At 38.5% G+C, this 23,492-nt stretch carries 24 protein-coding genes and 1 pseudogene; 10 read left to right on the top strand and 15 right to left on the bottom strand.

Features of this window, described 5'->3' with window-relative positions; all coding sequences use genetic code 11:
• From EYS08_RS15805 to EYS08_RS15785, 5 genes and pseudogenes are all read right to left on the bottom strand, one after another.
• Positions 1–253 (bottom strand): transposase (locus tag EYS08_RS15805; protein ID WP_165456484.1); only part of this gene is annotated, 253 nt, incomplete at its 3' end.
• Positions 254–317: 64 nt separating this feature from the next.
• Positions 318–566 (bottom strand): annotated as a pseudogene (locus tag EYS08_RS15800) (helix-turn-helix domain-containing protein); the annotation flags it as partial.
• A gap of 109 nt (positions 567–675) precedes the next feature.
• Positions 676–1,230, bottom strand: coding sequence for a hypothetical protein (locus EYS08_RS15795; protein WP_131030941.1), 555 nt, complete (start codon positions 1,228–1,230; stop codon positions 676–678).
• A 155-nt stretch (positions 1,231–1,385) separates the two neighbouring features.
• A complete protein-coding gene (locus EYS08_RS15790) occupies positions 1,386–2,732 on the bottom strand; it encodes an ankyrin repeat domain-containing protein (RefSeq protein ID WP_244215970.1) in 1,347 nt (448 codons plus the stop codon).
• 9 nt (positions 2,733–2,741) lie between these two features.
• A complete protein-coding gene (locus EYS08_RS15785; RefSeq protein WP_131030939.1) occupies positions 2,742–3,944 on the bottom strand; it encodes an ankyrin repeat domain-containing protein in 1,203 nt (400 codons plus the stop codon).
• A 575-nt stretch (positions 3,945–4,519) separates the two neighbouring features.
• Here EYS08_RS15785 and EYS08_RS15780 point away from each other — a divergent pair.
• Entirely contained in the window at positions 4,520–6,739 is a 2,220-nt protein-coding gene (locus EYS08_RS15780) for an NADP-dependent isocitrate dehydrogenase (RefSeq protein ID WP_131030938.1), read from the top strand.
• Positions 6,740–7,417: 678 nt separating this feature from the next.
• The gene (locus tag EYS08_RS15775; RefSeq protein WP_131030937.1) at positions 7,418–7,825 is read left to right on the top strand and encodes a hypothetical protein; all 408 of its coding nucleotides are present in this window, start codon (positions 7,418–7,420) and stop codon (positions 7,823–7,825) included.
• A gap of 148 nt (positions 7,826–7,973) precedes the next feature.
• On the opposite strand, the gene EYS08_RS15770 is transcribed toward EYS08_RS15775, so the two are convergent.
• From EYS08_RS15770 to EYS08_RS15760, 3 genes are all read right to left on the bottom strand, one after another.
• Positions 7,974–9,797: a DNA polymerase III subunit gamma/tau gene (locus EYS08_RS15770; RefSeq protein ID WP_131030936.1), complete on the bottom strand. Its 1,824-nt coding sequence runs from the start codon at positions 9,795–9,797 to the stop codon at positions 7,974–7,976.
• 103 nt (positions 9,798–9,900) lie between these two features.
• The gene (locus EYS08_RS15765) at positions 9,901–10,659 is read right to left on the bottom strand and encodes a DUF1570 domain-containing protein (protein WP_165456483.1); all 759 of its coding nucleotides are present in this window, start codon (positions 10,657–10,659) and stop codon (positions 9,901–9,903) included.
• A 6-nt stretch (positions 10,660–10,665) separates the two neighbouring features.
• Positions 10,666–11,529 (bottom strand): AraC family transcriptional regulator, encoded by an 864-nt coding sequence (locus EYS08_RS15760; protein WP_131030934.1) that lies wholly within the window; start codon positions 11,527–11,529, stop codon positions 10,666–10,668.
• Between the two features lie 182 nt (positions 11,530–11,711).
• On the opposite strand from EYS08_RS15760, the gene EYS08_RS15755 reads away from it, so the two are divergent.
• From EYS08_RS15755 to rplI, 5 genes are all read left to right on the top strand, one after another.
• A complete protein-coding gene (locus tag EYS08_RS15755) occupies positions 11,712–12,305 on the top strand; it encodes a hypothetical protein (protein WP_131030933.1) in 594 nt (197 codons plus the stop codon).
• A 133-nt stretch (positions 12,306–12,438) separates the two neighbouring features.
• Positions 12,439–13,680, top strand: coding sequence for a porin family protein (locus tag EYS08_RS15750; RefSeq protein WP_131030932.1), 1,242 nt, complete (start codon positions 12,439–12,441; stop codon positions 13,678–13,680).
• 152 nt (positions 13,681–13,832) lie between these two features.
• A complete protein-coding gene (gene rpsF, locus EYS08_RS15745) occupies positions 13,833–14,189 on the top strand; it encodes a 30S ribosomal protein S6 (protein WP_131030931.1) in 357 nt (118 codons plus the stop codon).
• The gene (rpsR, locus tag EYS08_RS15740) at positions 14,189–14,452 is read left to right on the top strand and encodes a 30S ribosomal protein S18 (protein ID WP_010599582.1); all 264 of its coding nucleotides are present in this window, start codon (positions 14,189–14,191) and stop codon (positions 14,450–14,452) included. Before rpsF ends, rpsR begins: the two co-directional genes overlap by 1 nt.
• Positions 14,453–14,464: 12 nt before the next feature.
• Entirely contained in the window at positions 14,465–14,908 is a 444-nt protein-coding gene (rplI, locus tag EYS08_RS15735) for a 50S ribosomal protein L9 (RefSeq protein WP_029277406.1), read from the top strand.
• Between the two features lie 326 nt (positions 14,909–15,234).
• Here the strand turns inward: rplI and EYS08_RS15730 are convergent, their stop codons facing one another.
• Together EYS08_RS15730 and EYS08_RS15725 are read right to left on the bottom strand one after the other, a co-directional pair.
• Positions 15,235–15,933 carry an SDR family oxidoreductase gene (locus EYS08_RS15730; protein ID WP_131030930.1) on the bottom strand — a complete coding sequence of 233 codons (699 nt, stop codon included), beginning with the start codon at positions 15,931–15,933 and terminating at the stop codon, positions 15,235–15,237.
• Positions 15,934–15,963: 30 nt separating this feature from the next.
• Entirely contained in the window at positions 15,964–16,773 is an 810-nt protein-coding gene (locus EYS08_RS15725; protein ID WP_131030929.1) for a 3-keto-disaccharide hydrolase, read from the bottom strand.
• A 191-nt stretch (positions 16,774–16,964) separates the two neighbouring features.
• Here EYS08_RS15725 and mtgA point away from each other — a divergent pair, with 191 nt between their 5' ends.
• Positions 16,965–17,693: a monofunctional biosynthetic peptidoglycan transglycosylase gene (gene mtgA / locus EYS08_RS15720; RefSeq protein WP_131030928.1), complete on the top strand. Its 729-nt coding sequence runs from the start codon at positions 16,965–16,967 to the stop codon at positions 17,691–17,693.
• Between the two features lie 66 nt (positions 17,694–17,759).
• On the opposite strand, the gene EYS08_RS15715 is transcribed toward mtgA, so the two are convergent.
• The 3 genes from EYS08_RS15715 to EYS08_RS15705 all read right to left on the bottom strand — a co-directional run bounded on the left by EYS08_RS15715 (position 17,760) and on the right by EYS08_RS15705 (position 21,043).
• A complete protein-coding gene (locus EYS08_RS15715) occupies positions 17,760–20,171 on the bottom strand; it encodes an AsmA family protein (RefSeq protein WP_165456482.1) in 2,412 nt (803 codons plus the stop codon).
• Between the two features lie 96 nt (positions 20,172–20,267).
• On the bottom strand, positions 20,268–20,558 hold the full coding sequence (locus tag EYS08_RS15710) for a YciI family protein (RefSeq protein WP_131030926.1): 291 nt from the start codon (positions 20,556–20,558) through the stop codon (positions 20,268–20,270).
• Between the two features lie 5 nt (positions 20,559–20,563).
• Positions 20,564–21,043, bottom strand: a complete 480-nt coding sequence (locus tag EYS08_RS15705; RefSeq protein WP_131030925.1) for an ABC transporter ATPase — start codon at positions 21,041–21,043, stop codon at positions 20,564–20,566.
• Positions 21,044–21,093: 50 nt separating this feature from the next.
• On the opposite strand from EYS08_RS15705, the gene EYS08_RS15700 reads away from it, so the two are divergent.
• Positions 21,094–21,579 (top strand): hypothetical protein, encoded by a 486-nt coding sequence (locus EYS08_RS15700; protein WP_131030924.1) that lies wholly within the window; start codon positions 21,094–21,096, stop codon positions 21,577–21,579.
• A gap of 86 nt (positions 21,580–21,665) precedes the next feature.
• Here EYS08_RS15700 and EYS08_RS15695 read toward each other — a convergent pair whose 3' ends face one another.
• Entirely contained in the window at positions 21,666–22,010 is a 345-nt protein-coding gene (locus EYS08_RS15695) for a TetR/AcrR family transcriptional regulator (protein ID WP_131030923.1), read from the bottom strand.
• Between the two features lie 394 nt (positions 22,011–22,404).
• On the opposite strand from EYS08_RS15695, the gene EYS08_RS25790 reads away from it, so the two are divergent.
• Positions 22,405–22,578, top strand: coding sequence for a hypothetical protein (locus EYS08_RS25790; protein WP_165456481.1), 174 nt, complete (start codon positions 22,405–22,407; stop codon positions 22,576–22,578).
• Positions 22,579–22,681: 103 nt separating this feature from the next.
• On the opposite strand, the gene EYS08_RS15690 is transcribed toward EYS08_RS25790, so the two are convergent.
• On the bottom strand, positions 22,682–22,912 hold the full coding sequence (locus EYS08_RS15690) for a hypothetical protein (RefSeq protein WP_131030922.1): 231 nt from the start codon (positions 22,910–22,912) through the stop codon (positions 22,682–22,684).
• Positions 22,913–23,492 lie beyond the last annotated feature (580 nt).

The following is a 23,492-nucleotide window of genomic DNA, read 5'->3' as shown; positions in this document are numbered from 1 at the left end:
GGATACAACATTCTTTCAAAGATAGAGTTTTGTCTCGATAACATTCAATGGCTAAAACCTTTAGCTCAATTGGATAATTGTTGGTTTTCTTTGAAACCAATCCGAGGTTACCAAATGATTCATAATAGCTTATCCACCTTCTCAGTAATGTTCGTGGAACTCCATGAAGTTCTGCTAATCCTTTCTTGGATTGTCCTGCTAGATATTCTTTGACTAGCTTCAGCCTAAATTCTGCTGTGTACTTTCTTCGCATAAAAATGCCCCCAAATAGTGTCTAACTTTTTGGGGGCAGTGCATTTCGGGTGGCTTTTGTTGTTTTACATTGCGCCAATCTTGGCGGATTTGATGAAGTAGTCAACTGTTGTGAGTAGGTATTCCCTTTCTTTTTCGGGCAGTACGGAAATATCCTGGAAGCGCCTTAGCATTGCGGGGTCTTTAAACAGATTGGCCTGGTCATTTTCCCCTAAAAGGTAGCCCACGGTAGTATCCAGAATCCTGGCCAGTTTCTTGGCCACATCGATGGACGGCACCATCTCATCACGTTCATACTTGCCGATGGTGGTATGAGAGGTGCATAAACCAAGATTGACTGACCCCTCTCGCCAAAATTAAGTTACTTGCTTATGGATTGACAATCAATTATTTGGGTTTGTGTCTGGAATTGGCGAGAGGGGGTCAATACAATTGGTTTATCCATTTAGCATCTAATATCAGCGCAGAGAATTGCGGGTCTGATTTTACCAGTAAAAATTTTCCGTTGGGAAGAATAATTGCTGAGGTTCCACAAGAGGTTGCCTCTTTAAATAAAAATTTTCTAAGAAAACCCGAATCGGTTTCTATTTCTAAACCCTTCGATTTAACCTGACTGAAACTTTTTCCTTCCTCCCGGTATTGGTAAATGGCAACTTTTGGTCTGGCCTCGGCTTTTTCGAGAATGTTTTTTTGAAACGTCCATCTTACATTGTTCAAGAACTCTGCGTTCTGATAGCTAAGGTCTTTCCAGCAATCGTCTTTATTGAAATCATATTTGATGATAATGGTATCTTTTAAGGCAAGCCTCTGGTTTTCTTTTAAAAAAAGATGCAGGGAATCTACTTGTGCATCGGTTAATGTTCCTGCTTGGTAGCGTTTAGCTTCATCTAGATACAGTTTTGGCGAACAGGCATATATAAAGATGGAAAGAAAGAAAAAGGTAGATAATTGAAGTTTGATTTTAGGGTTACTTTTCATTTGGTGAGCGTTAAAGTCGAATTTCCTGATCGGATTATATTTCTGAAGATAAATTTATAATTAAAAGCTTATTCAACAATATTTTCAGTAGAAAAGTTCGTCATTGTTTCATCGGCTGAAAAACCCTTCTCGCAATGACGATATCTTAAAGCAAATCAACCGTTTAATATCTTAACTTTTTCCGCATTAAATTCTTCCTGCGATAAAATTCCGGCATCCAATAATTCTTTCAGGTCTAACAAAGCCTGCTTTTTTGCTGCCATATCATTTTTTACTGGTTCAGCACTGCTTTCTGCAGGGGCAGTGTTTTTAAATGGTTGAGAAGCCATATTGGACGGACCGAATTTCAACAAAAGTTCTGTAATTTCATTAAAACCCTTAATGTTCGAATAATCTATTGCTTTCTGTTCTTTTACATTTACAATGGTAGGGTCGGCTGATTTTTCGAGTAAAAATTTTACCGCATCTTTTTTGCCATTCGCAGCCGAGTAATGTAAGGCAGTGTTTCCGCTTTCATCCTGAATATCAATATTTGCGCCTTTTTCTATTAATAGCTTTAACATACTTAAATGGCCGCTTTTGGCTGCTACATGCAGCATGCTTTCGCCTCCGAAGTTGTAATTGTTATCGAAAGAGAAGCTGGCCGAAATTGAAATGTTATTGGCGGTTTCCACCCATTCTAAGTACGAATACATCGAATCGTCGTTACCCGAAAGCGGTTTTGCATAGTTTACATCTATTCCATTGGCTAAAAATAAATCGACAATTTCTTTCTGGTTATTGGCGCAGGCATACCAGATAGGCGAGAGGCCATCTTTTGATGAAACGAATACGTCTGCGCCCTTTTCTACCAATGTTTTGGTCAACATCCTGTTGGCATCATAACAGGCAATTAATAAGGCCGATTCTCCGGCATGATTAATATGGTTGATATTTCCTCCTTTTTCGAGAATAAGCTCAACCATTGGTGTGTTTTTTGATTTAACCGCAAAAATTAATGGTGAATCACCATGTTTATTTGTGGTATTGATATTGGCGCCAAATTCCAATAATTTTTGAACAATTTCTTTGCTCCTCCAGCTTGCAGCAATAAGCAATGGCGTTTCTGCCTCGTTATTTTCACCATCAACTTCAAGACCTTGATTGAGTAGTTTTTCTAACACTTCAATCTGTCCGCTTTGTGCAGTAAGGTGTAATAAGCTATTGCCTTTAAAATCCTTAATGTCAACTCTTGCACCTTTATCTAAAAGAAATAGTGCGGTTTGTTTCTGTTTTTGTAAACAGGCAAAGTAAAAAGGTGTTTCACCAGCATGATCTTCGTAATCTAAAGCTGCCCCACGATCTATTAAAATCTGTACAAGGTCTAAATATCCACGGTGGGCGGCATAATGGAGGGCTGTCCTGCCTTTTTCATCTGTATAACCTACCTCTACCTCTTGGTTGGCCAATAAAAGTTCGGCTATTTTGCGCTTGCCGCTTTCGCAGGCAATAATAAATGACATCGACATATGTTAAGATTGTTTCATGAGCAGTTCTACAGTTTTTATTTTCAGGTTATCATCTGAGGCAAGCATCAGTGCGGTTTGATCCTGATCGTTTGTAACAGCAATATCTGCACCGTTTTCGAGCAGGAGCTTTACTTTTCGATAGGTTTCTTTTGCTTTTTCTGCTTCATAGTTTACATTGTAGGCACAAACTTTATGCAGCAGGGTATTCCCTTCATTATCGGCCCTGTTTACATCTACCTGCCCGCTTTCTAACACGGCCTCTAAAATATCAGCCTGTTTTTCGGCTATAATGTCCAATGGTGTTTTATCAGCGCCATACCACATGGCGGCCTGATATAAATCAGCGCCATCTTCAATCAGTTTTTTAAGGAAGTTTATGCCACTTTCACTGTTCGACATCATCCGAACATATTCGAATAAAAGTGTTTCGCCGTTTTTATTAACCTGATCGAAAGCTGGTGAGGCGAAATCGCGCAGCATATCGTATATGTTTTCGCTCTGCGAATGTGCCACTGCATAAAAGAAAGCTGAATTTCCATCCCGGTCGGTATGATTGGGGTCGGCGCCATTTTCGAGCAGATAGGCGATTAAATTTTTCTTGTTAAACTTTATTGCGGTAATTAATGGGCTTTCCTGCACCACATTGCCTTCATTAATATCAACACCTTCGCTAAGGAGAATATCGATATATCCTTTAAGCAGATCGGTAGTCTGTTCATCGTTTAGGTTATACCTTCGAAAACTGCTTTTCACCACCTGATGGATGTAGTTTTCTTCTGCATTGTTTTTAAAATTGGCACTGCAGCCTGCATCGATACATGCTTTGATCAGCGCTAAACTCACCCCGTTTTCGAAGAAATAACTTAATAGTGTTTTGGTGTTAACCTCGTCATTTAAGTTGTCGAAATGAGTAATAAAGTCATTGAAAAATGCAATATCTTCATCGTCATTACCAATGTTCCGAACAATAGCCTGAAAAATGCTTTTGTCAAAACTGTCGAATTCATAAATGTCGGTTTCGATTGTTTTATCCTTTAGCATCATATTCAGGATTTCGTACTGTTTCTCTCTCACCAGATGATCAAAAATAGATGATTTATGATGTTCCTGAATGCTTTTGGAAAGTTTTTCTCCGTTATGCATCAGACTTTTAGCCTCTTCGAATTTGCGGGCATTTAACTGTTGATCTAAGGTAGGTTCGGTCATTTTCAATTAAAAAATTTAAAATAGATAGTATATGGTTTTGACGCTACAAAAGTTTAGCCAAAGAAATGCTTCACAAAAAAAATATTGTGGTGTTGCACTAAAGACAGATAAAACTATACTTTATTATGATTATGATATGGTCGTTTGTTTTTTTTGAAAAGCAATTGCGGTATTCGATAGGTTAATTTCTTTCTGCTATACCTTCCCGATGAAAAATCGGGACCGTTCGATCAGGTTTAGTTTCGTCATTTTCTGTTACTATGCCGGTTTTCTGTGCTACAGGCCTAAGTTTATAGCCCTGGTCGGAGCGGGCATACCGATTTTTTCTATCGGGATAAAGTGGAGCGCAGGAATGACTTTAATAATTGCCCGTGACCTTGCGCTCCAAAACGACTTTATTTCATTAATTTTTACTTGTCATCTAAAAAGTAATACCACAATTCAAACCATAAATAACATTGCGATGTTCCTTAATTCATTCGATTATTTTATCTTTAGGCGATTTTAAAAAGGTCGGTTTACAAATCTGGAAACCGATTGAATAGTTAACCTTAATAAGCAAAATCAATATAAACATGTCAAATACATCAAAAATTATCTACACCAAAACCGATGAGGCGCCTATGTTGGCAACCTACTCACTTTTACCTATCGTACAAGCTTTTACCGCATCAGCAGGTATTGATGTAGAAACCAGAGATATTTCTTTAGCAGGAAGAATTTTGGCAAACTTTCCTGAGTATTTAAAAGACGATCAAAAAATTGGTGATGCTTTAGCAGAGCTTGGTGCCCTGGCTACCACTCCTGAAGCTAACATTATCAAATTACCAAATATTTCTGCTTCTATCCCTCAATTGGTAGGTGCAATTACTGAGCTTCAGGCGCAGGGTTTTGCGATTCCAAATTACCCTGATAATGCACAGAGTGATGAAGAAAAAGCAATCAAAGCTAAATATGCAAAAGTTTTAGGTTCAGCTGTAAACCCTGTTTTACGTGAGGGTAACTCTGATCGTAGGGCACCTAAAGCGGTTAAAAACTACGCCAAACAAAATCCACATTCGATGGGTAAATGGTCTGCAGATTCGAAAACCAAAGTGGCCAGCATGACTGAAGGCGATTTTTACGGTTCGGAAAAATCTACAACAGTTGCTGAAGCAGGTCAGTTTAAAATAGAATTTGTTGCTGCTGATGGGGCTGTAACCGAATTAAAAGCTTTGTCGCCATTAAAAGCAGGAGAGGTGATCGATAGTTCTGCATTGAGCTTATCGGCATTGAAAACTTTTGTAGCCAAAGAAATTGCTGAAGCTAAGGCAGCAGGCGTATTGTTATCTGCGCACTTAAAAGCAACGATGATGAAGGTTTCTGATCCGATTATTTTCGGTGCCATTGTTGAAGTTTACTTTGCAGATGTGTTTACTAAATATGCCGATCTTTTCAAAGAACTGAACATCGATACCAGAAATGGTTTAGGCGATGTTTACGCTAAAATTGCAGGCAACGCAAAACAAGCTGAAGTTGAAGCTGCTTTGGCTCAGGTCATAGAAAACGGACCTGCTTTGGCCATGGTTAATTCTGATAAAGGAATTACCAATCTTCATGTGCCATCGGATGTGATTGTTGATGCTTCGATGCCGGCAATGATCCGTACTTCGGGACAAATGTGGAACAAAGAAGGTAAAGCACAAGATACTATTGCTTTAATTCCAGACCGTTGTTATGCCGGTGTTTACACCGCAACCATTGATGACTGTAAAGCAAATGGCGCTTTTGATGTAACCACAATCGGTTCGGTACCAAATGTTGGTTTAATGGCTCAAAAAGCTGAAGAATATGGTTCGCATGATAAAACTTTCCAGGCTACTGCTGCTGGAACAATTCGTGTTACTGATGCTGATGGTAAAGTATTTTTCGATCAGAAAGTAGAAAAAGGCGATATCTTCCGCATGTGCCAAACTAAAGATGCACCAATTCAAGACTGGGTAAAATTAGCAGTGAACAGAGCGCGTTTATCAGAAACACCGGCAGTTTTCTGGTTAGATGAAAACAGGGCACACGATAGAGAAATCATTGCTAAAGTAAATACTTATTTAAAAGACCACGATACTACTGGTTTGGATATCCGCATCCTTGCACCAATAGAAGCGACTAAATTTACTTTGGAGCGTATCCGTAAAGGTTTAGATACCATTTCGGTTACCGGTAACGTATTGCGCGATTATTTGACAGATTTATTCCCGATTTTAGAATTAGGAACGTCTGCTAAAATGTTATCTATTGTACCTTTAATGAACGGTGGTGGTTTGTTCGAAACTGGTGCTGGTGGTTCTGCCCCAAAACATATTGAGCAGTTTATCGAAGAAGGTTATTTGCGTTGGGATTCATTAGGCGAGTTCCTGGCACTTCAAGCTTCTTTAGAGCATTTATCTCAAACACAGAACAACACAAAAGCGCAGGTATTGGCCGATGCTTTGGATGAGGCTAACGCTAAGTTCTTGGCAACCGACAAATCTCCAGGCAGAAAATTGGGTACTATCGATAACCGTGGTTCTCACTTCTATTTGGCTTTATATTGGGCTGAAGCTTTAGCTGCGCAAACCAAGGATGCTGATTTGCAAGCAAGATTTACACCCTTGGCTAAAACTTTATTAGCAAACGAAGCGAAAATTAATGAAGAGTTGATCAGTTCTCAAGGTAAGCCTCAAAACATTGGCGGTTACTATAACCCTAACGATGAGTTGGCAAGTAAAGCTATGCGTCCGAGCGAAACGTTGAATACTTCTTTGGCTAGTTTGTAAGCTAAATCTGAGTTGTCAACTTTAATATGCTTCTGGTATGGAGTTGACAACTCTTAAATATTTTGGCGTCCCGACATAAAATCGGGACGCTTTTTTTATGGAATAGCGTTGTCGAATTTATAACCATTTTGCAAGAAATTTAACAAGTATTTTGTTTTTGGAAATCAGAGCCTGTACTGCTTCGGTTCTGCTAGCCCCGCCCTTTGCTTCATTCCGATAAAAGTAGCGGTGAAACAATATTGCTTAAATCGGGATGACGCTGTCGGTCGGGTTTATTCTACATCTGATAGTAGTACTATTTAAGCAACTTAAACCCGATCAAAGCGGGATGCCGATATTTCAATCGGCAGAAGCGCGAGCGGGACTGTGTAGCCCAAAAGCTTGTGTCCCTGCTTTCCTAATAAATAAGGAGAAAAACTTATCTGTATATTGCTAGAGAGTTGACAACTCTATTTCCTCGGTTTGTGTCCCCAGAGAACGAAATGAAAGCCAAACTAAGGCCGCGGATTCACATGTTGATTTTACAGATAGTCTGTGTAAGAAGGAACTTACCGACAATCGCCCGACCCTTGCGAAGCTTGGGGCACGCCCAAATAATATTAAGATTCTATCGCTAAAGAAAAAACCTTATCAGAATCCTTTTGTTATATTTATATAAAAATTATAGGAGACCATACCATGGCAATTAACGAGAATAAAGGATCGCAGGATAAAATACATAGCACCACAGAAAACAGTGAAATCAATAAGGAGAACCTTTCTTACGATGAAAATAAGCAAAGTTATGAGTTTGATGTAAAGGGTACAGATAAAGATTACGACCACCCGATGGGATACGAAACGGTTGCTGCTGGTGCCAAAGATGATGATTCTACCTATGATGAAGCGAATCCTTATATTGGCGATGAATATGCACGCAATGAAGAAGTTGCCGAAGATAATCTGGAAGAGCTGGGTATGCATGTTGATAACGGGGAAAGTGTTAAACTCAGTCCTGAAGACGAAATACTTGCCCGTACACCCGAAGATAATCGCGATGATTTAGATGAAGAAGGTTATCCGATTAACGATACGCCCCAAAAATAATCAATAAATTACTGTCGTGAGGATAGTTAGTTGACGAAACAATCATAATAGGAAAAGCAGGGTTAAACATTTACGATAGTGTGTAGTCCTGCTTTTTATTTAGTAATTTTTAACCGGATAAGTATCGTTCAGTTGTCGGATCTGAAATTTAAGGATTAACATCTAAGTTAAATCTCCTGCGCAATTCGTCAAGCTTTGGGTTTTTGTTTACCAGGTAATCATACTTTTCACGGTTGCCATAAAGCCTGTTTTCTATTTTACGTTCAACAAGTTTGTAGGTAACCTCTACACCAAAATTGCTAAGTTCGTTTCTCAAAAAGTTCAACAGCTCAACAGATTCTTGTTGTACAAGGTGTTCCTGTGTTTTACTTTCCACCGAGATTTCGATCAGCTCGGGATTTAAAAGCGTAGGCGCGAAATTATTTAAGATGGTAAAAAGATTGATTTTATCGGTCGCCTTCATTTTTTGAGTAAAGGCATTCCATACTTCCAATAAGCGGTCGTAACTAAAAGGTTCTCTGGCTTCGCCCGTAACTTTTTTGGGCCCCTTATCGTCATCTTCCTGTGCAACCCGGTCCAGATCGTTTAACGATGGAATGAGTGTGCTTATCGCATTGGGCTTTGGAATATTGATACTGATGGAAGTTGCAGATGGTGGCGGACCAACCCTGGGTGTTTCCTTAGGTTTTTCTTCTGCAGGAATGTTAGGTAAAACAGCACTTTTAGCAACAGGCGCCACGGCTTGGACCGTATTTTCGCTTTCTGTTTTTGGCTTTGTTGTTTCTTCCTGCCCGGCTACGACATTAGTTTTTTTTTTATCCTGATCTACGTCAGTTGCTGTGTTATTAGGGCTTAAAGGCTGTTGTGCTAAATTGACGACCGACCGGATATGGCACATTTTAATCAGTGCCAGCTCTACCTGTAAACGCTGGTTTTTAGAATTCTTGTAATTTAGATCGCAGGTATTGGCCAGGTTTAATGCTGTTAACAAAAACGATAATTCTGTTTGCCTGCACTGATCGAGATATTTTTGCTTGATGTTTTCGCTAACTTCTAAGAGTTTAATGGTAGATGCATCTTTACCCACCAATAAATTACGGAAATGCGAAGCCAGGCCATTTATAAAGTTATTCCCATCGAAACCGTTATTTAAAATTTCGTCGAACAGGAGTAGGGTTTGGCTAACTTCTGCTGCGGTTAAATAAGAAGTAAGCTTGAAAAAATAATCGTAATCTAAAATATTTAGGTTATCGATTACAGCTTTATAAGTAATGTTCTTGTTTGCATAACTTGCAATCTGATCGAACATTGAAAGCGCATCACGCAGTCCACCGTCTGCCTTTTGGGCAATAATATGCAAACCATCACTTTCAAACGCAATATTTTCGCGTTGGGCAATGGTTGATAAGTGACTGGCAATATCTTCTACCTGGATCCGGTTGAAATCAAAAATCTGGCAACGTGATAAAATAGTCGGCAGGATTTTATGTTTCTCAGTGGTGGCCAGGATAAAAATAGCATAAGAAGGCGGTTCTTCCAATGTTTTCAAAAAGGCATTAAATGCACTCTGCGATAACATATGAACCTCATCAATGATATAGATCTTATATTTTCCCGCTTGTGGTGGTATTCTAACCTGCTCAATTAAGCTACGGATATCATCAACAGAGTTGTTTGAAGCCGCATCTAATTCGTGAACATTAAAAGAATGCCCGTTCTGGAAAGAAAGACAATTGTCGCATTGGCCACAGGCTTCCATTTCTGCTGTAGGGTTGGTACAGTTAATGGTTTTTGCAAGGATACGTGCACAGGTTGTTTTACCCACACCACGAGGCCCGCAGAATAAAAATGCCTGGGCAAGTTGATTGTTTTTAATGGCGTTTTTTAACGTACCGGTAATATGCTGCTGGCCAACAACGGTTTCGAAGGTGGCTGGGCGGTATTTACGGGCAGAAACGATAAAATTTTCCATCGGCACGAAAATAGGAATTTTTTATCAGTTGGAATGTGGTAAGATTGGAATGTTGAAAAGTTGTAATATGATCAGGCAGGAGGCTTAAGCTTAAAAGAACAATTTATTTATGATAGTTGTAAAATAGCTTATATCTTTCTTCAAACCGGTCAAAACTGCCAAAAGTAAGTTCAATCGCTTTTTCGGTATCGTAACCCTGCGTATTTAGTTTAATTACTTTTTTAAGCAGGTCTGTTCTTTTAGATTTTATAAAAAAGTAGATCACACTGTAAGCTGTGTTGTAATTGTCGTCTATATCATGTCCGTAAAATGAACCACTGTATATTTTAAAGAAACTTTTTAGCCTTTCGCTGTCTTTCGAATCTATTCCTGCTTTTATACGCTTAATTCTACCGCTTTGTGGATAGGAGTATAAATTTCCCTCACTGTCAAAATCTAGTGTTTCGAAAAACTCTGCAAGGCCTTCGTTTAGCCATTTAGGCGATTTTTTAAAATTAAACTGGAAAATGCTATGGCTGGCCTCATGGAGTGCTACCGAAATAAAATCGCTGCTCTTATACACAAAGGCTTCGTTAATTGCGGCAATATAAAATCCAGCACTATTTATTGGTGCGCTATATGTTTTTTGCGCTAACCTGTAATCTTTACCTTTTCCATAGAGGTTTATTTTAACAGGTGCGGTAATATTCTCCCTTGTTTCGAAAATTTCATTGCAGAACATGCGTTCGTAAGCTATCAGTTTCTCTATCTTCTTTTGCTCGGTTTCGCTTATTTTACAGTTAACCAAGTTAATGTCAACATATTGAGCGTAAAGAGATAGGCTGATGACGTTTAAGAATATCAATAGTAGGGATTTGTTCATGCTCATTTATTTAATCAGCGATTTAAGCTCATGCCTGTATTCTGATGCACTTTTGCCGGTAAACTCTTTGAACAATTTATTAAAGTGGCTAAAGTTGTTAAAACCGCTTTCGTAAGAAATATTGGCAATACTGATGGGTTTTTCGGCCAGAAGCTTTGAAGCATGAACCACCCTGTATTCATTCACAAAATGGGTAAAGGTTTTTTTGGTGATCTTTTTAAAATATCGGCAAAAGGAGGGAACGGTCATGCTTGACATTTCTGCGATGTGCTGCAAACTGATCTGATCCTGAAAATGATCTTTTACATAGTTAAAGATCATATTAATGCGGTCGTTATCCTGCACCTGCATTTCCATCGAAAACCCATCGGCATTTAAAATTTTATAATCTTTGGCATGTTCAAGTTCTTTTAAAACGCTGAGCAGGGTTAAAAGCCTATCAAATGGAGGCTGATCGTCCATCATTTCGATGCGGTCGCCTACCATACTCTTGGTTTCACTGCCAAATGCAATGCCAGCCTTTGCTTTATCAAAAAGCTCATGGATTCCTTTTATCTCCTGCAGGCCTAAAAAAGTGGCGCCTAAAAAATCGGGCTTCATCTGGATTACCGTTTCGTTTTTGTTCCCCGTATTGGTATCGGTAAAGCCGCAATGGGGGAGGTTGCTGCCGATCAGGATCAGATCGCCATCGGTATAATAAGAAACGTGGCTGCCGATCTGCCTTTTCCCGGCACCACCATTTATAAATACCATTTCAACTTCGGGGTGGTAATGCCAGAGGTGCGCCATGTTGTTGGCGTTCTCTACATATTTTGAATAATAGAATGAACTCCCGAAAGAAGGCTCAACAACCTCGAAACTTGGCTTCATTATTTTCTAATTTATTGCACTAAAATACATAAAAAATATGCTTTATTATAACTTATGGCAAAATACCCCAGTAATTGGGGTAATATAGCATAGATATTGGAAAATATGCAATCATCTATATCTCAGTTACCTCCATACCTTAGTGGTGTCATATAATTATTAACTCTTTAAAAATATTGGTTATGAAAAAGTTCTTAAAAATCGGTTTAATAGCAGCCTTACTTTTTACTGCTACGGGTGTTCACGCTAACGATGATAATTTTACGCTAAAAGTAAAAGGCGAAAAAGAAAAGTTTATCCGTTTTTCTGTAGATAAGGCAGAAGACGTTAATCTGTCACTGATCGGTGCAGATGAGGAAGTTTTATTTGAAGAAAATATCCATGCTTCAGCTTTCTCAAGCAAGGTTTATGATTTAAACGCACTTCCTGATGGAAACTATGTGCTTAAAGTAGAGTCTGAATTAAAACTGGCTAAATATACAGTAACCATCAAAGATGGTGAGGCATTGGTGTCTGAACCAAAAGTTTCTAACATATTTAAACCGGTTTATACTAAAAAAGATCAGGTAATTACCCTTGATCTGGATAACCTGGATAAAAATCCGATCGAAGTTAAAGTATACAACGAATACAATGACGAGGTTTACAACGAAGTATTTAAAGATAAAGCGCAGTTAACAAAAAAATTCAATATCAGCAAAACAGATTCTAAAGAATTAACGTTTGTAGTGACGTATAAAGAAGAGAGTTTTGTTAAAACGATACAAACTTATTAAACATTACAGCTAATTGATATGGGGAGATTGTCGGATAGATAGTCTCCCTTTTTTTGTTTGAATATTTTTTTAGCAACTGGCGATTGCTCCGTGTGCCTTCTTTTATTATATTCGCGCTTTAAATTAACGCAAGATGAAATATTTTTTGACTGGCTGTATGCTGCTCGCCGTTCTAACATCAAAAGCACAGTCCAATTTCCTTAAAGGATATGTAATTACCATTTCGAAAGATACTTTGAATGGTTTTGTCGATTATAAAGAAAGTTATAGGAGCCCCACTTCATTTAGGTTTAAAAGTACTATAGAAGGCAAGGTGCAGGTATTTTCAAAAAATGATGCCGAAGAGATAAATATTAGTAACCAGGCTCATTACAGTAAATTTATTGTAAATGTTAGTCAAAGTAAAAGGGACATTCCTTCTTTATCTGTTGGTATAAATTTAACAACGCTGCGCGATACCGTTTTTCTGCAGGTTTTGCAAGACGGAAAAAATGTTACTTTATACAGCTATGAGGATATCATTAAAGAGCGGTTTTACATCAAAGACAAGGAGGTATCTGAGCCGGTAGAGCTGGTTAAGGAAGTGTATTTAGATGAAGTTAATAATGCCATTGCAAAAAGCCGCGATCAGTACTTAAATCAGTTATTGTTGCTTTTGAACAAATATCAACCCGGTAGCAAGAATTTAGAAAAACGGGTAACCGGACTGGAATATAAAGGTACAGCACTTAAAAAAATAACTGCTGATATAAATGGGGATGTTGTTGCAAAATCCAGTTACAACAGTAAGTTTTTTGCTGGTTTGGGTTTAAACGCCAGCAATGCTAGTTACCGAGGTGAATCATCCTTTGGTAATCAGAGCGGAAAGACAAACTTTTCTCCCGTTTTAACAGCTGGAGTGGATATTTATTTTAATCCTAACATAGGCAAACTGCTTTTTAGAACAGAGCTGTCTTTTTTGATGAACAAAGGCGACTTTTCTGCTATATTGAATGAGACCTACCGGCCTGATGTAACCCATAGTTTTAAACAATACTCTGCAGTCTTAACTCCGCAAATTTTATATAACCTTTACAATACCAGTCGTGTAAAGGTTTTTCTTGCCGCTGGTGCAGGTTTCAATTTTTCCGCTTATGCTGACAATGTTTCTACTTCTGGCTATTCGCTTACCAATACCATTACTGTAGAAAAGGATAAGGTTAAACTCGAGACCTTTAATCTCAGTCCGCAGATTTCGGCTGGCCTAACCTTTAACAAAAAGATACAGTTATCCGCAACCTATTCATCTAGATCTGCAATAAGCCGTTATATTCACTATAATGTATATATAGAGCGTATCAGTGTAGGTGTAAACTATTTCTTTAACCGGAAATAATTTTTCTATAGTATATCTCGGGGAGCAAAAATTAATTTCATTATTTAGTTGCTTCATTTTCGATTAAAGATTTGATTTTAAGAAATATATTGTTACTTTTGCATCCCCGTAATATACCTCGGGATTAAAAATTAAAAACATAATTTATAACAATGAATCAGTACGAAACTGTTATCGTTCTAACCCCTTTGTTATCAGAAGAAGTTGCTAAAGAGGCATTAGCCAAATATAAAGCAATCCTTGTTGATAACGGAGCCGAAATTGTCCAAGAGGATAATTGGGGTTTGAGAAAATTAGCGTATCCAATTGAGAAAAAATCAAACGGATTCTTCAACTTAACTGAATACAAATGTTCAGGTGATTTGATCGCAAAATTAGAGCTTGAATTAAAACGCGATGAGCGTGTGTTACGTTTCTTAACAATCCGTTTGGACAAACACGCTGTTGCTTACAATGAGAAAAAGCGTAGTGGTGCTTTTAACAAAAAAACTAAGGAGGTTGCAGCGTAATGGCAAGAGAACAAATACAATACGTAACTGCCCCTAAAGTAGAGGATAACCGTAAAAAATATTGCCGTTTCAAGAAAAACGGAATTAAATACATCGATTACAAGGATGCAAATTTCTTGTTGAAATTTATTAACGATCAAGGTAAATTATTACCACGCCGTTTAACTGGTACTTCGTTAAAATTCCAACGTAAAGTGGCTCAGGCAGTTAAACGTGCCCGTCACATCGGTTTGTTACCTTTCGTTGCTGATCAATTAAAATAGGAGGCTAGAGATATGGAAATTATTTTAAAACAAGATATTAAAGGCCTTGGCGAGAAAGATGATGTAGTTACAGTAAAGCCAGGTTATGGCCGTAACTATTTGATCCCTCAAGGATTTGGAGCATTAGCTACTTCTTCTGCTAAAAAAGTTTTAGCTGAAAACTTGAAGCAAGCTGCTTTTAAACAAGATAAAATTAAGAAAGATGCTGAAGGTGTTGCTGAACGTTTAACTGATGTTAAACTTTCAATCGGTGCTAAAGCAGGCGAAAGCGGAAAAATCTTCGGAGCGGTTAACACCATCCAGATTGCTGAAGCATTAAAAGCACAAGGCTTTGATGTAGACCGTCGTCGTATTACTTTCGAAACTGAACCTAAATTTGTTGGCGAATATGTTGCTAACTTAAACTTACACAAAGAAGTTAAAGTTCAGGTTCCTTTTGAAGTAGTTGCTGAATAAGCATTCTTTAAAGAATCAAAAAAAAGGTCCCGATTTTCATCGGGACCTTTTTTTTTGATATAACAAATAAGGTTGGAAGAAAGAAGGTTTCGATCAGACTATAATTAAACGTCATTATTTTCTATTTTGTAACAAAATCAACCCAGATGTAAGATTTTTTGTAATAAAGTCAGGGCATTTTAGTGCATCGACATTGGAAATATTATGAAAATGCAATGAACTGGCTAATGAAAATGTTTGGTGGGTGCGCTCGAATCAGTAAACCTGTGGGAGACCTTTATAGCTTCCCACAGGTTTATATTTATACAATAAAATTAATCTTTCCACTACCCTTTCGGCGTGGTTGGCCTAATTTCTACCTTACTCGGCAAAGTTCTTGCTGGCATGGCCAATAAATCAACAATCAATTTACCCATATCCTCTGGCTGGATTTTCCAGGCATCATTTTCAGCATTTGGCTGGTGATCGTTAAAATGGCTCGCTACCGATCCTGGCATAATGGTACTTACTTTTACGCCATATTTTCTTAAATCGAGCATAACCGATTGCGTAAAACCTGTTAAACCAAATTTACTGGCATTGTAAGCTGAGCCACCTGCAAAAAAGTTTGTACCGGCTAAGCTAGATATCGTAAAAATATGTCCCTTGTTCTTTTTGATTTCTTCAACACTGGCTTTAATGCTATAAAAAACGCCTGTTAGGTTGGTATCAATGGTTTCTTTCCATAAATCCACATCCAGCTCGTCAATAGGTGCAAAATGTCCTACGCCAGCGTTGGCAATAAGTATATCCAATTGTCCCCATTTTTCGAGTATCAGGTTTACCGCACCTTGCTGAGATTTAAAATCTGCAACATCTGCTTCAATGGCCAATACATCACCGTGTGCTGCCAGATGCGATGCGGCCTGGTTTGCGCTGGCAATTGTCCTGCTGGTAATGGCTACTTTATAACCTTCTTTTAAAAGGGCTTCGGCAATACCGAAACCAATTCCTTTACTTCCTCCTGTAATTAATGCAACTTTCATGTTCTTGTAACGTATAGTATCGAAAAATGTTTAATTAGATTTTTTCTTGTTATGGTGCGGAAGCTCCATAATCTGGATATCTTTAAAATCGACAGGCTGCCCTTCACTTTGTAGCGCAATAAAACCTTGTGTAAGTGCTTTTCCATCGATTTTAATTTTCGGATCGAAACTGTTAGCTACGCCTCCGCCAATTTGTGGCTTGCTGTACTGCAATACCGTATCGCCATTAATAATATGCTTTACGATCGAATCACCCATAACAATAAGTTCGGCAGATACCCACTGGTCGCCATCATATGTTTTCGATTTCGAATCCAGACAATGCCCATCATAAAGCTTACCTTGATAAAAAATATCCGTTCCAGGTGAACACATGTTTCCGGTAGTGCGGGGACGGCCATCGCTCAAACCACCTAAAAACTGCATCTCGACTGAAATTGGCCAATCCTGTTCTTTAGGCATGGTTTTCGGATCTTGAGAATGGAACATCACCCCGCTATTACGCAAAGTATAACTTGGCGCACCTTTTTGCAGCTCGCCAACAAAACGGTATTTTAATTTTAGATGATAGTAAGAGAAGGGTGTTTTATAATAAAGATGACCAAACTGATCATTGAAATCGCCGTATTGGTCATAACGGACCTGTATTATACCGTCTACAACCCTAAAAGTATTTCCGAAATTCACGTTGTAATCGTGGTGGTGGATTTTTACATTCCAATCTTTAACGTCTTTCCCATTAAAAAGTGTAACCCACTTTTCAGATCTGTTATTGATGTTTTTGGTTGTACTGCAGCTCCATAATGTAACAGCAAGAAAGAGATAGCCTAGTTTTTTCATTTGGTTAATTTTGTTTGCGCCCTGTTTAAAAATATGAATCACAAAATACATAAACAAACTGATTTTAATGTACAATAAGGGTTTACCACGAGAATTTTGCATTTTGGCGTTGTTTTTCGATAATAAAAAAAATCGCATTATACCAGTCCTCTGCATTTCCCTTCTTCCGTCCCTTTAATTACCTTTGCGCCATGGCGAAAACGCGGACAAGCAGAACCAAAAGCAAATCAAAGCACCCCCTTCTAAAGAAGATTACCAATATTGCTACGAAAGTATTTTTATATTTTCTGCTGGTTTCTGTGTTTTGGGTAATCGCCCTGCGTTTTATCACCCCCCCCATTACACTTTTAATGGTGCTACGGAACATTGAGCGAAAAGCGGATGGAAAGACTTTTAAAACCGAAAAAAAGTGGGTGAAATTCGAGGATATGTCTGATAATATGAAAAGGGCTGCGGTATCCGCCGAAGATCAGCTCTTTTTAAAACACATTGGTTTTGATATGAAAGCCATTGAAAAAGCTTTTGCCAGTAATGCCAAAGGGAAAAAGATAAAGGGTGGAAGTACCATTTCGCAACAAACAGCTAAAAACGTTTTTTTGTGGCCTGGCCGGTCGTGGATAAGAAAAGGTTTTGAAGCTTATTTTACGCTACTCATCGAACTGTTCTGGAGCAAAGAAAGAATATTGGAAGTTTACCTGAACGTAATCGAAATGGGCGATGGGATTTATGGCGCCGAGGCCGCCGCCCAGGAGTATTATGGTAAATCCTGTACAAAACTCACTAAGAAACAAGCCGCTTTAATTGCTTCCTGTTTTCCAAACCCAAGAAGGTGGACGCCAAAAAATGCAACCCCATACATCAGGCACCGCCAGTATCTGATTTTAAGGAATATGAATAGGTTAGGGCCGCTGGATTTTTAATCGACAGGCAAAGTCTTCAGTCCGTTTATCGACTAAGGACTTTGGACTCCAGACTTGGGGCTAAAACTAGTCGTGATCCTTATTCCACCTGATTTTTATTCCACCTTTTTCGTCATCTACCGCTTTTAGATGTAATACGATGCCGCGCATGCGGGCTTCTCTTTTTTCTGATCTGGTTAAGTTTTCGTCGCCTTTAGGGTTTCTCAGCGGGATGTCCATCTCTACATTTGTGCCATTTCCTAAAGCGTAAGTGCCTTTTACGTTAAAGTTTAACGCGCTGGAGTTTATCTGCATCGGACTGATTTCTATTTTATCACCACGTATGTTAAGTGTTCCATCAAGATTTTTAATTTCTACGTTTGATAAGTTCCTGTTGGCAAAAGCAAATTTTCCGACCTTAACCATTGGGTCGAAATTCACAAGGGCGGCATTGTTCAGGTTGAACACTACTTTTCCGTTTATCGATCGCGGAAGAATTTTTCCGGTGTGCGATATCCTTCCGGAAATGTTGGCTAACGCTGATAAATAACCCTTTAAATTCTTGTTGGTAATGGTGTTCTGCCCGAAGTTATCAAACGAATAAAAGAAATCTTTAACACTTACATGGCTGATCTTTGAATTGATTTTAAAGCTGTTTGAGGCAGCTTCCTGCATAATATTCCCATTTAGTGATAACCGACCACCCGCGTGGGCCACGCTTATTTTGTTGAAGAAAATCCCCCCGCCACGCAAAGAAATATCAGCATCTAGATTTTTGGCCAGAAAATTATCATAAATGGCTTTATCAACGGTTAAACGGATATTCATTTTCGAAAGCTCCAGTACATTGCTCAGCTCTTTGGAAACCACTTGTTTGTTTCCACTCGATTTTTTCTTTGCCGTTCTTGGTCCTAAGAAGGGTAAAAATTCCTTTAAATAGAGTTGAGGGCTCGACATTTTTAAGTTTACCAATATTTTTTCGGGAGCAGTATAATACAGGTTGGCAAAATTGGCGATGCTACAACTTACATTAAGCTCGCTTTTGCCCAGCTGAAAATGCCCGTTCTGTATCGATAAATCATTCTGGTTGAAGTTGATGTTTAAAGCACTTTTTACCAGATGAAGCTTCCGGGGGATGTAAAGGATATCAGCATCGGCAATCTGTATTTTACCTGAAACAACAGGTTTGGTAAATCTGAAATTATCAATATCTGCCTTACAGTAAAGCCTTAAGTTGGCTGTTCCGTTTTTAAATTCAAAATCGTTCGTGCCCAATGAATTGTTTAAATTGGATAGGGGAAATTGCGAGGTTACTAGTCCGGTAGCAATCGGACGCGATAAATTATTCACTGTGAAAGTGTCGATCTTAAGCGGTGCATTAAAATATTTTGCCGTAAGCCTGTGGAACTTGATGGATGAATTTTCATCACCAATAATACCACCAACGGTATCCCGATTGGTAAAGGAACCATCAAAATTACAGGCCGTTAATTTGCCTGCCGGAATAGAAACCACATTATCCCGAACGGTTATGCCTACTTTGATCAAGGGATCTCCGTATTTCCCGGATCCGTCATCAACAATGTTTCCCCGGATATCGATCGGTTTTTCTATGCCGAACTTTAGGAGTTTGGAAGAGATATTAGGCGATAAGAGTAAGGCAACATCTCTAAATAAAATATCATCAACAGCTATGCTAATGGCAAAAGCAGATTTATCCAATTCTATTTTGGCCCCGATTTTAAAAGGATGGCCGCCAATGTTTAGAATTTCGGGACTCAGAATTACTGCATTAAGATCACGGCTATAACGTGCATTTAATGTTCCATCTAAAGTTTTGTCTTTTAAAAAGCTTCCTTTACGCGTATTGAAGGCGAAACTGTTTACCTTGGTCATCAATTTAATTTTACCGGTCCAACCGCTATCAGGATATTGCATTCTGCCCTGGATCTGATCAATATCGAAATTGAATAACTTAAACCTCTTTTTGTTATCTAATATCAGGCTAACCTTGTTAAAATCTATTTTTTTGACTTCTAATAAGGAAGATTTTGATGACGATTTTTTCTCGTTTTTAGGTTTGCTTTTTAAAATACTGGTGTTGCTATAGCCTGTAGAATCGGTGTAGATATAAATAGCGGCATTGTTAATGGCAATCTGTTTAATGTTGATATTACCTACAATGAGCGAAAGTACATTTAGCGATACATCTATATCCTGTGCTTTTAAAAGATCGTGTTTATGTTGGCTCCATAAGCTATCTCTCAGTAAAACGCCGTTTAAGGATACCGAAACCCCGGGGAAACTTTTTAGGAGTGTTGGCTCCATACTTGTAGCGGTAATTTTTCCGTTTAAATTTTTATTGAGCTGTGATAGGATAGAAGTGAGTACTTCTTTTTTATTTCTACTGATGTAAAATGCACCTGCCAGCCAGGTGAGAATAATCAGAACCACAACAACCGATACAATTTTTAAAGAGATTTTGAGCCAGCGCTTCATAGACATTATTTGATTTAACCAATATAATGTTTTTTGCTAGCTAATTGTTTGAGCAGTAGTGAAAATAATGTAGGATATCACTACTGGTTTTAAGAATTATTTTCCTAAAAGTGATTCAAGATCTGGGTGATATTGTGAGGTTAAGAATTGGGTAATGGTGAAATCGGCCAATCGATTGATGTAAAACGGATCTTCCATCAGGATTTTTTTTAAAGCTTCTTCATCCTTTGCCAGTGCTAAAATGATTCCACCAGTTCGGGGTACTTTTCTGCCCGAGGCAACGAAAATGTTTTTTTTATAGTATTTCTTTAAATATTGGACATGGGCGTCCATATGTTCATCCAACTCGGTTAGCGGAACAATATATTTAAGATCTACAATGAACATATGGCTTACAATAAGTGAGCAAAAACAGTAGAATGCCAACTGTTTTGGAACGGAACTTCCCATTTGCTTTCAAGCTCGGCCAGATTTTGTACCATATTGTTAAACACAATCGTTTCTGGCGTTACCTGTTTGATATTTACCAAAGTTTCAAAATCTTCTTTGCTGTTTACTACAACTTCTCCATTTACTTTATAGGCAATGTTGAAACGGTTAAAAAGGTCTACGTGGTATTCCTGTTCAATTTCTTTAATTAAGCGAACAGAGCTATCAATAGAGCAACCGGTAACGCCCGCCTGGCTTTCGTCGACCGTTAGGATAATAAAAAAGCCATAGCGGATTTCTGCTTTTGCAAGCAATTCATTTCCATGTGCTTTCCACTGGTTAGTAAAAGCTGCTAATTTGTTTAAGATCTCACTTTCTTCAACAGAAGTAAATTTGCGATCGCTTTGGTATACCCAAACTCTTGATTGTGGAGAAAAACTCATATACAAATTTATGATTTTAATTAAATTGGTGTGTTTAAAACGCTAACCTGATGAAAAAGTTTACACTCTGCTTGAAAATATCCCTTCTTTCGGCTTTTTGTATGTTTTTATGTGCTTTTTCCGACCCCGAAACCGTAACACAATCGATCAATTTCCTTCAGAAAACATTTACCGATCATTACGATAACAGTCAGGAAAGCGACCAGGTAAAACGTTACGAGCTAAATGTTACCAACAATGGCTTTTGCCGTTACAAGCGTTATTTTAATAACGGTAAAACAGAATATTTCGCATTTAAGCTGTCGAAATTTAAAGATATGGATTATCTTGGTACAACGGCTTCGGGCAAATTGTATATCCATACCAAAGGTGATGATGTAATTGTGCAGACCTATAAAGACAGGGGAGGTGATGTAGATTCGATGGCTACGCAGCTGGTTATTCCTTTAAAAAATATGGAAGCTGAAGACTTAAACCTGATCCGCGATAACCTGAACAAAATTAATGCAGAGGTTTCAATTTCTCAGAAGCCTTAGGTCGTTATCAGATAATGAGAATTTCAAGTTTAGTTGATCATTTTCTTCCAATCTTATTTCGTTTGTCAGTAGATTTTGAGCAATTATCAAAGATAAGGCTTAAACAGCGCGATAATCAGTGGACTATATTCCGCTAAGGCCGCATCTTTTTCCAGGCCCTTACCAATCTGGTTATAGGAAAGATAAAAATCGCTGATGATAAATATCTGGCTTAACAAGATAGACAACTCGTGGTCAGGTATCCGGATCTTGAAGTATCCCGCATCCGTAAGCTTATTACAGATATCTTTAAACTGGTATTCCCGCTTCAATCTCAACTCCTTGTAGCCCGACTTAAAAATATTGATCCTGTTCGATAATTCGATAACATTGAGGAAGATAAAACGATATTTATAAACTATTTCAAAAGAATCCTGAATAAAGTCACCCATAGATTGGTTATCTATATTGGTTATGTTTCCCCAGAGGAGAAACCTTTGGTCATATTCAAATACAAGTTCTTGATAAAGTTCGTGGATAATATCTTCTGTATGCTTGAAGTGATAATGTAGGTTTCCGGCACTGATGCATAAATCTTTGGCATTACCGTGCTGACCCGAGCTCGTTATAAAGCTTGAGTGCCGAATCTAAAATCCGCCTTTTTGTTTGCATAACTCAAAGTTAGTGGAATTTTCCGTCTTTTTTGTGAAAAAGATTGTATAAATTTATAAAAACAGGCCTCAGATCCATTTAAAAGCCACTTTTTTGCTTTGACCTTTAAAAAATAAATTTCGTAATTTTTTAGTTCAACAGGCTTTTTTGACGAATTAAACAGTGCGGTCAGGTATGGGGGATGCAGGTAAACCAGGTAAAGATGAAAGGGCGGTGGGTGTGCCTCTTACCGGACGCTGCTGCGATGTAACCGGATTGAAAATAAACAGGGCTGTTCAAACAGTACCAGGGTTTCCTGTTAAGGAAAAATGCCCGGTTGTTCTGCCGGATGAAATCACGGTTGAATGATTGGCAAGAGATCCAGTCTCCTGATCTTATCTGTATGCGGTTGTTGTTAAGCAAACTGGTTGATGTATGCTCCAGACCCGGCCAATGTTTTATTATAAAACAATTAGAGCCGGTAGCGTAGGGCTATATTTTTTCCTATCGCTTTGATCAGTCCGTGGTTATCGCCGACTGTTTGTTCGGGGCAATCCCATTCTTTGGTGGAACGCTGGATCAATGTCAGTTCTTCGCCCTGTAAACTGATCTTTATTTCTTTGGTGTCTTTGTCGATATTCCTGGTGAGAACACTATAGGTGTAATCTTTGTTCTCAAAGGTGATGCGCAGGGGTAGACTCATTCAGGCAAAGATAATGGATTGTTGGCTTTGCCGGGAGATCTTTTATTCCACAGGCTAGATGAGGAACTGTTGTTGGTGTGGGGCTGCTTTGGTCAGGTTTTGTTTTTGGTTGTCCCCTGCGGGCCGGGCCATTTGCTGTATCTTTTGTTTCAAAAGGATGCCGCGTCTGTCCCTGACAGGGGAGTATGGATACAAATCCAGAGATATTAGTAATAATTATGTTGGAGAACTTTTGGATTGAGGTATTCTATTCCGGAGCTGCCCCTTATTTTTGCGCTGCAAACCCTATAGGATCCACACTTTTTATCCAACCTAGCGCTTTCAGGATTGAAGCGCTTTTTTTGTAAACGGGTACTAGGGATTAAGTGGCGAGACATGCATATGCAGTACGTTAAAACGCAATAGGAGTTTTGGGTGCTGAAAGCTGCTGTGAACCAGGGTGATGCATAGGGCCTGATGATTGGTTTATTGGTGAGATGTCTCTGGAATTAGACTTGTTTTCTCCATAAAACAACCTTTTTTCGGGAAAAAGATGATAGAATCCTGTCAAAAAAAAATTAAAGCCCTATCTTTAAAACCC

Source organism: Pedobacter kyonggii, assembly GCF_004310665.1.
GTDB classification, from domain to species: domain Bacteria; phylum Bacteroidota; class Bacteroidia; order Sphingobacteriales; family Sphingobacteriaceae; genus Pedobacter; species Pedobacter kyonggii.
The sequence above is the reverse complement of the archived record's forward strand: the minus strand, read 5'-3'. Positions and strand labels throughout refer to the sequence as shown.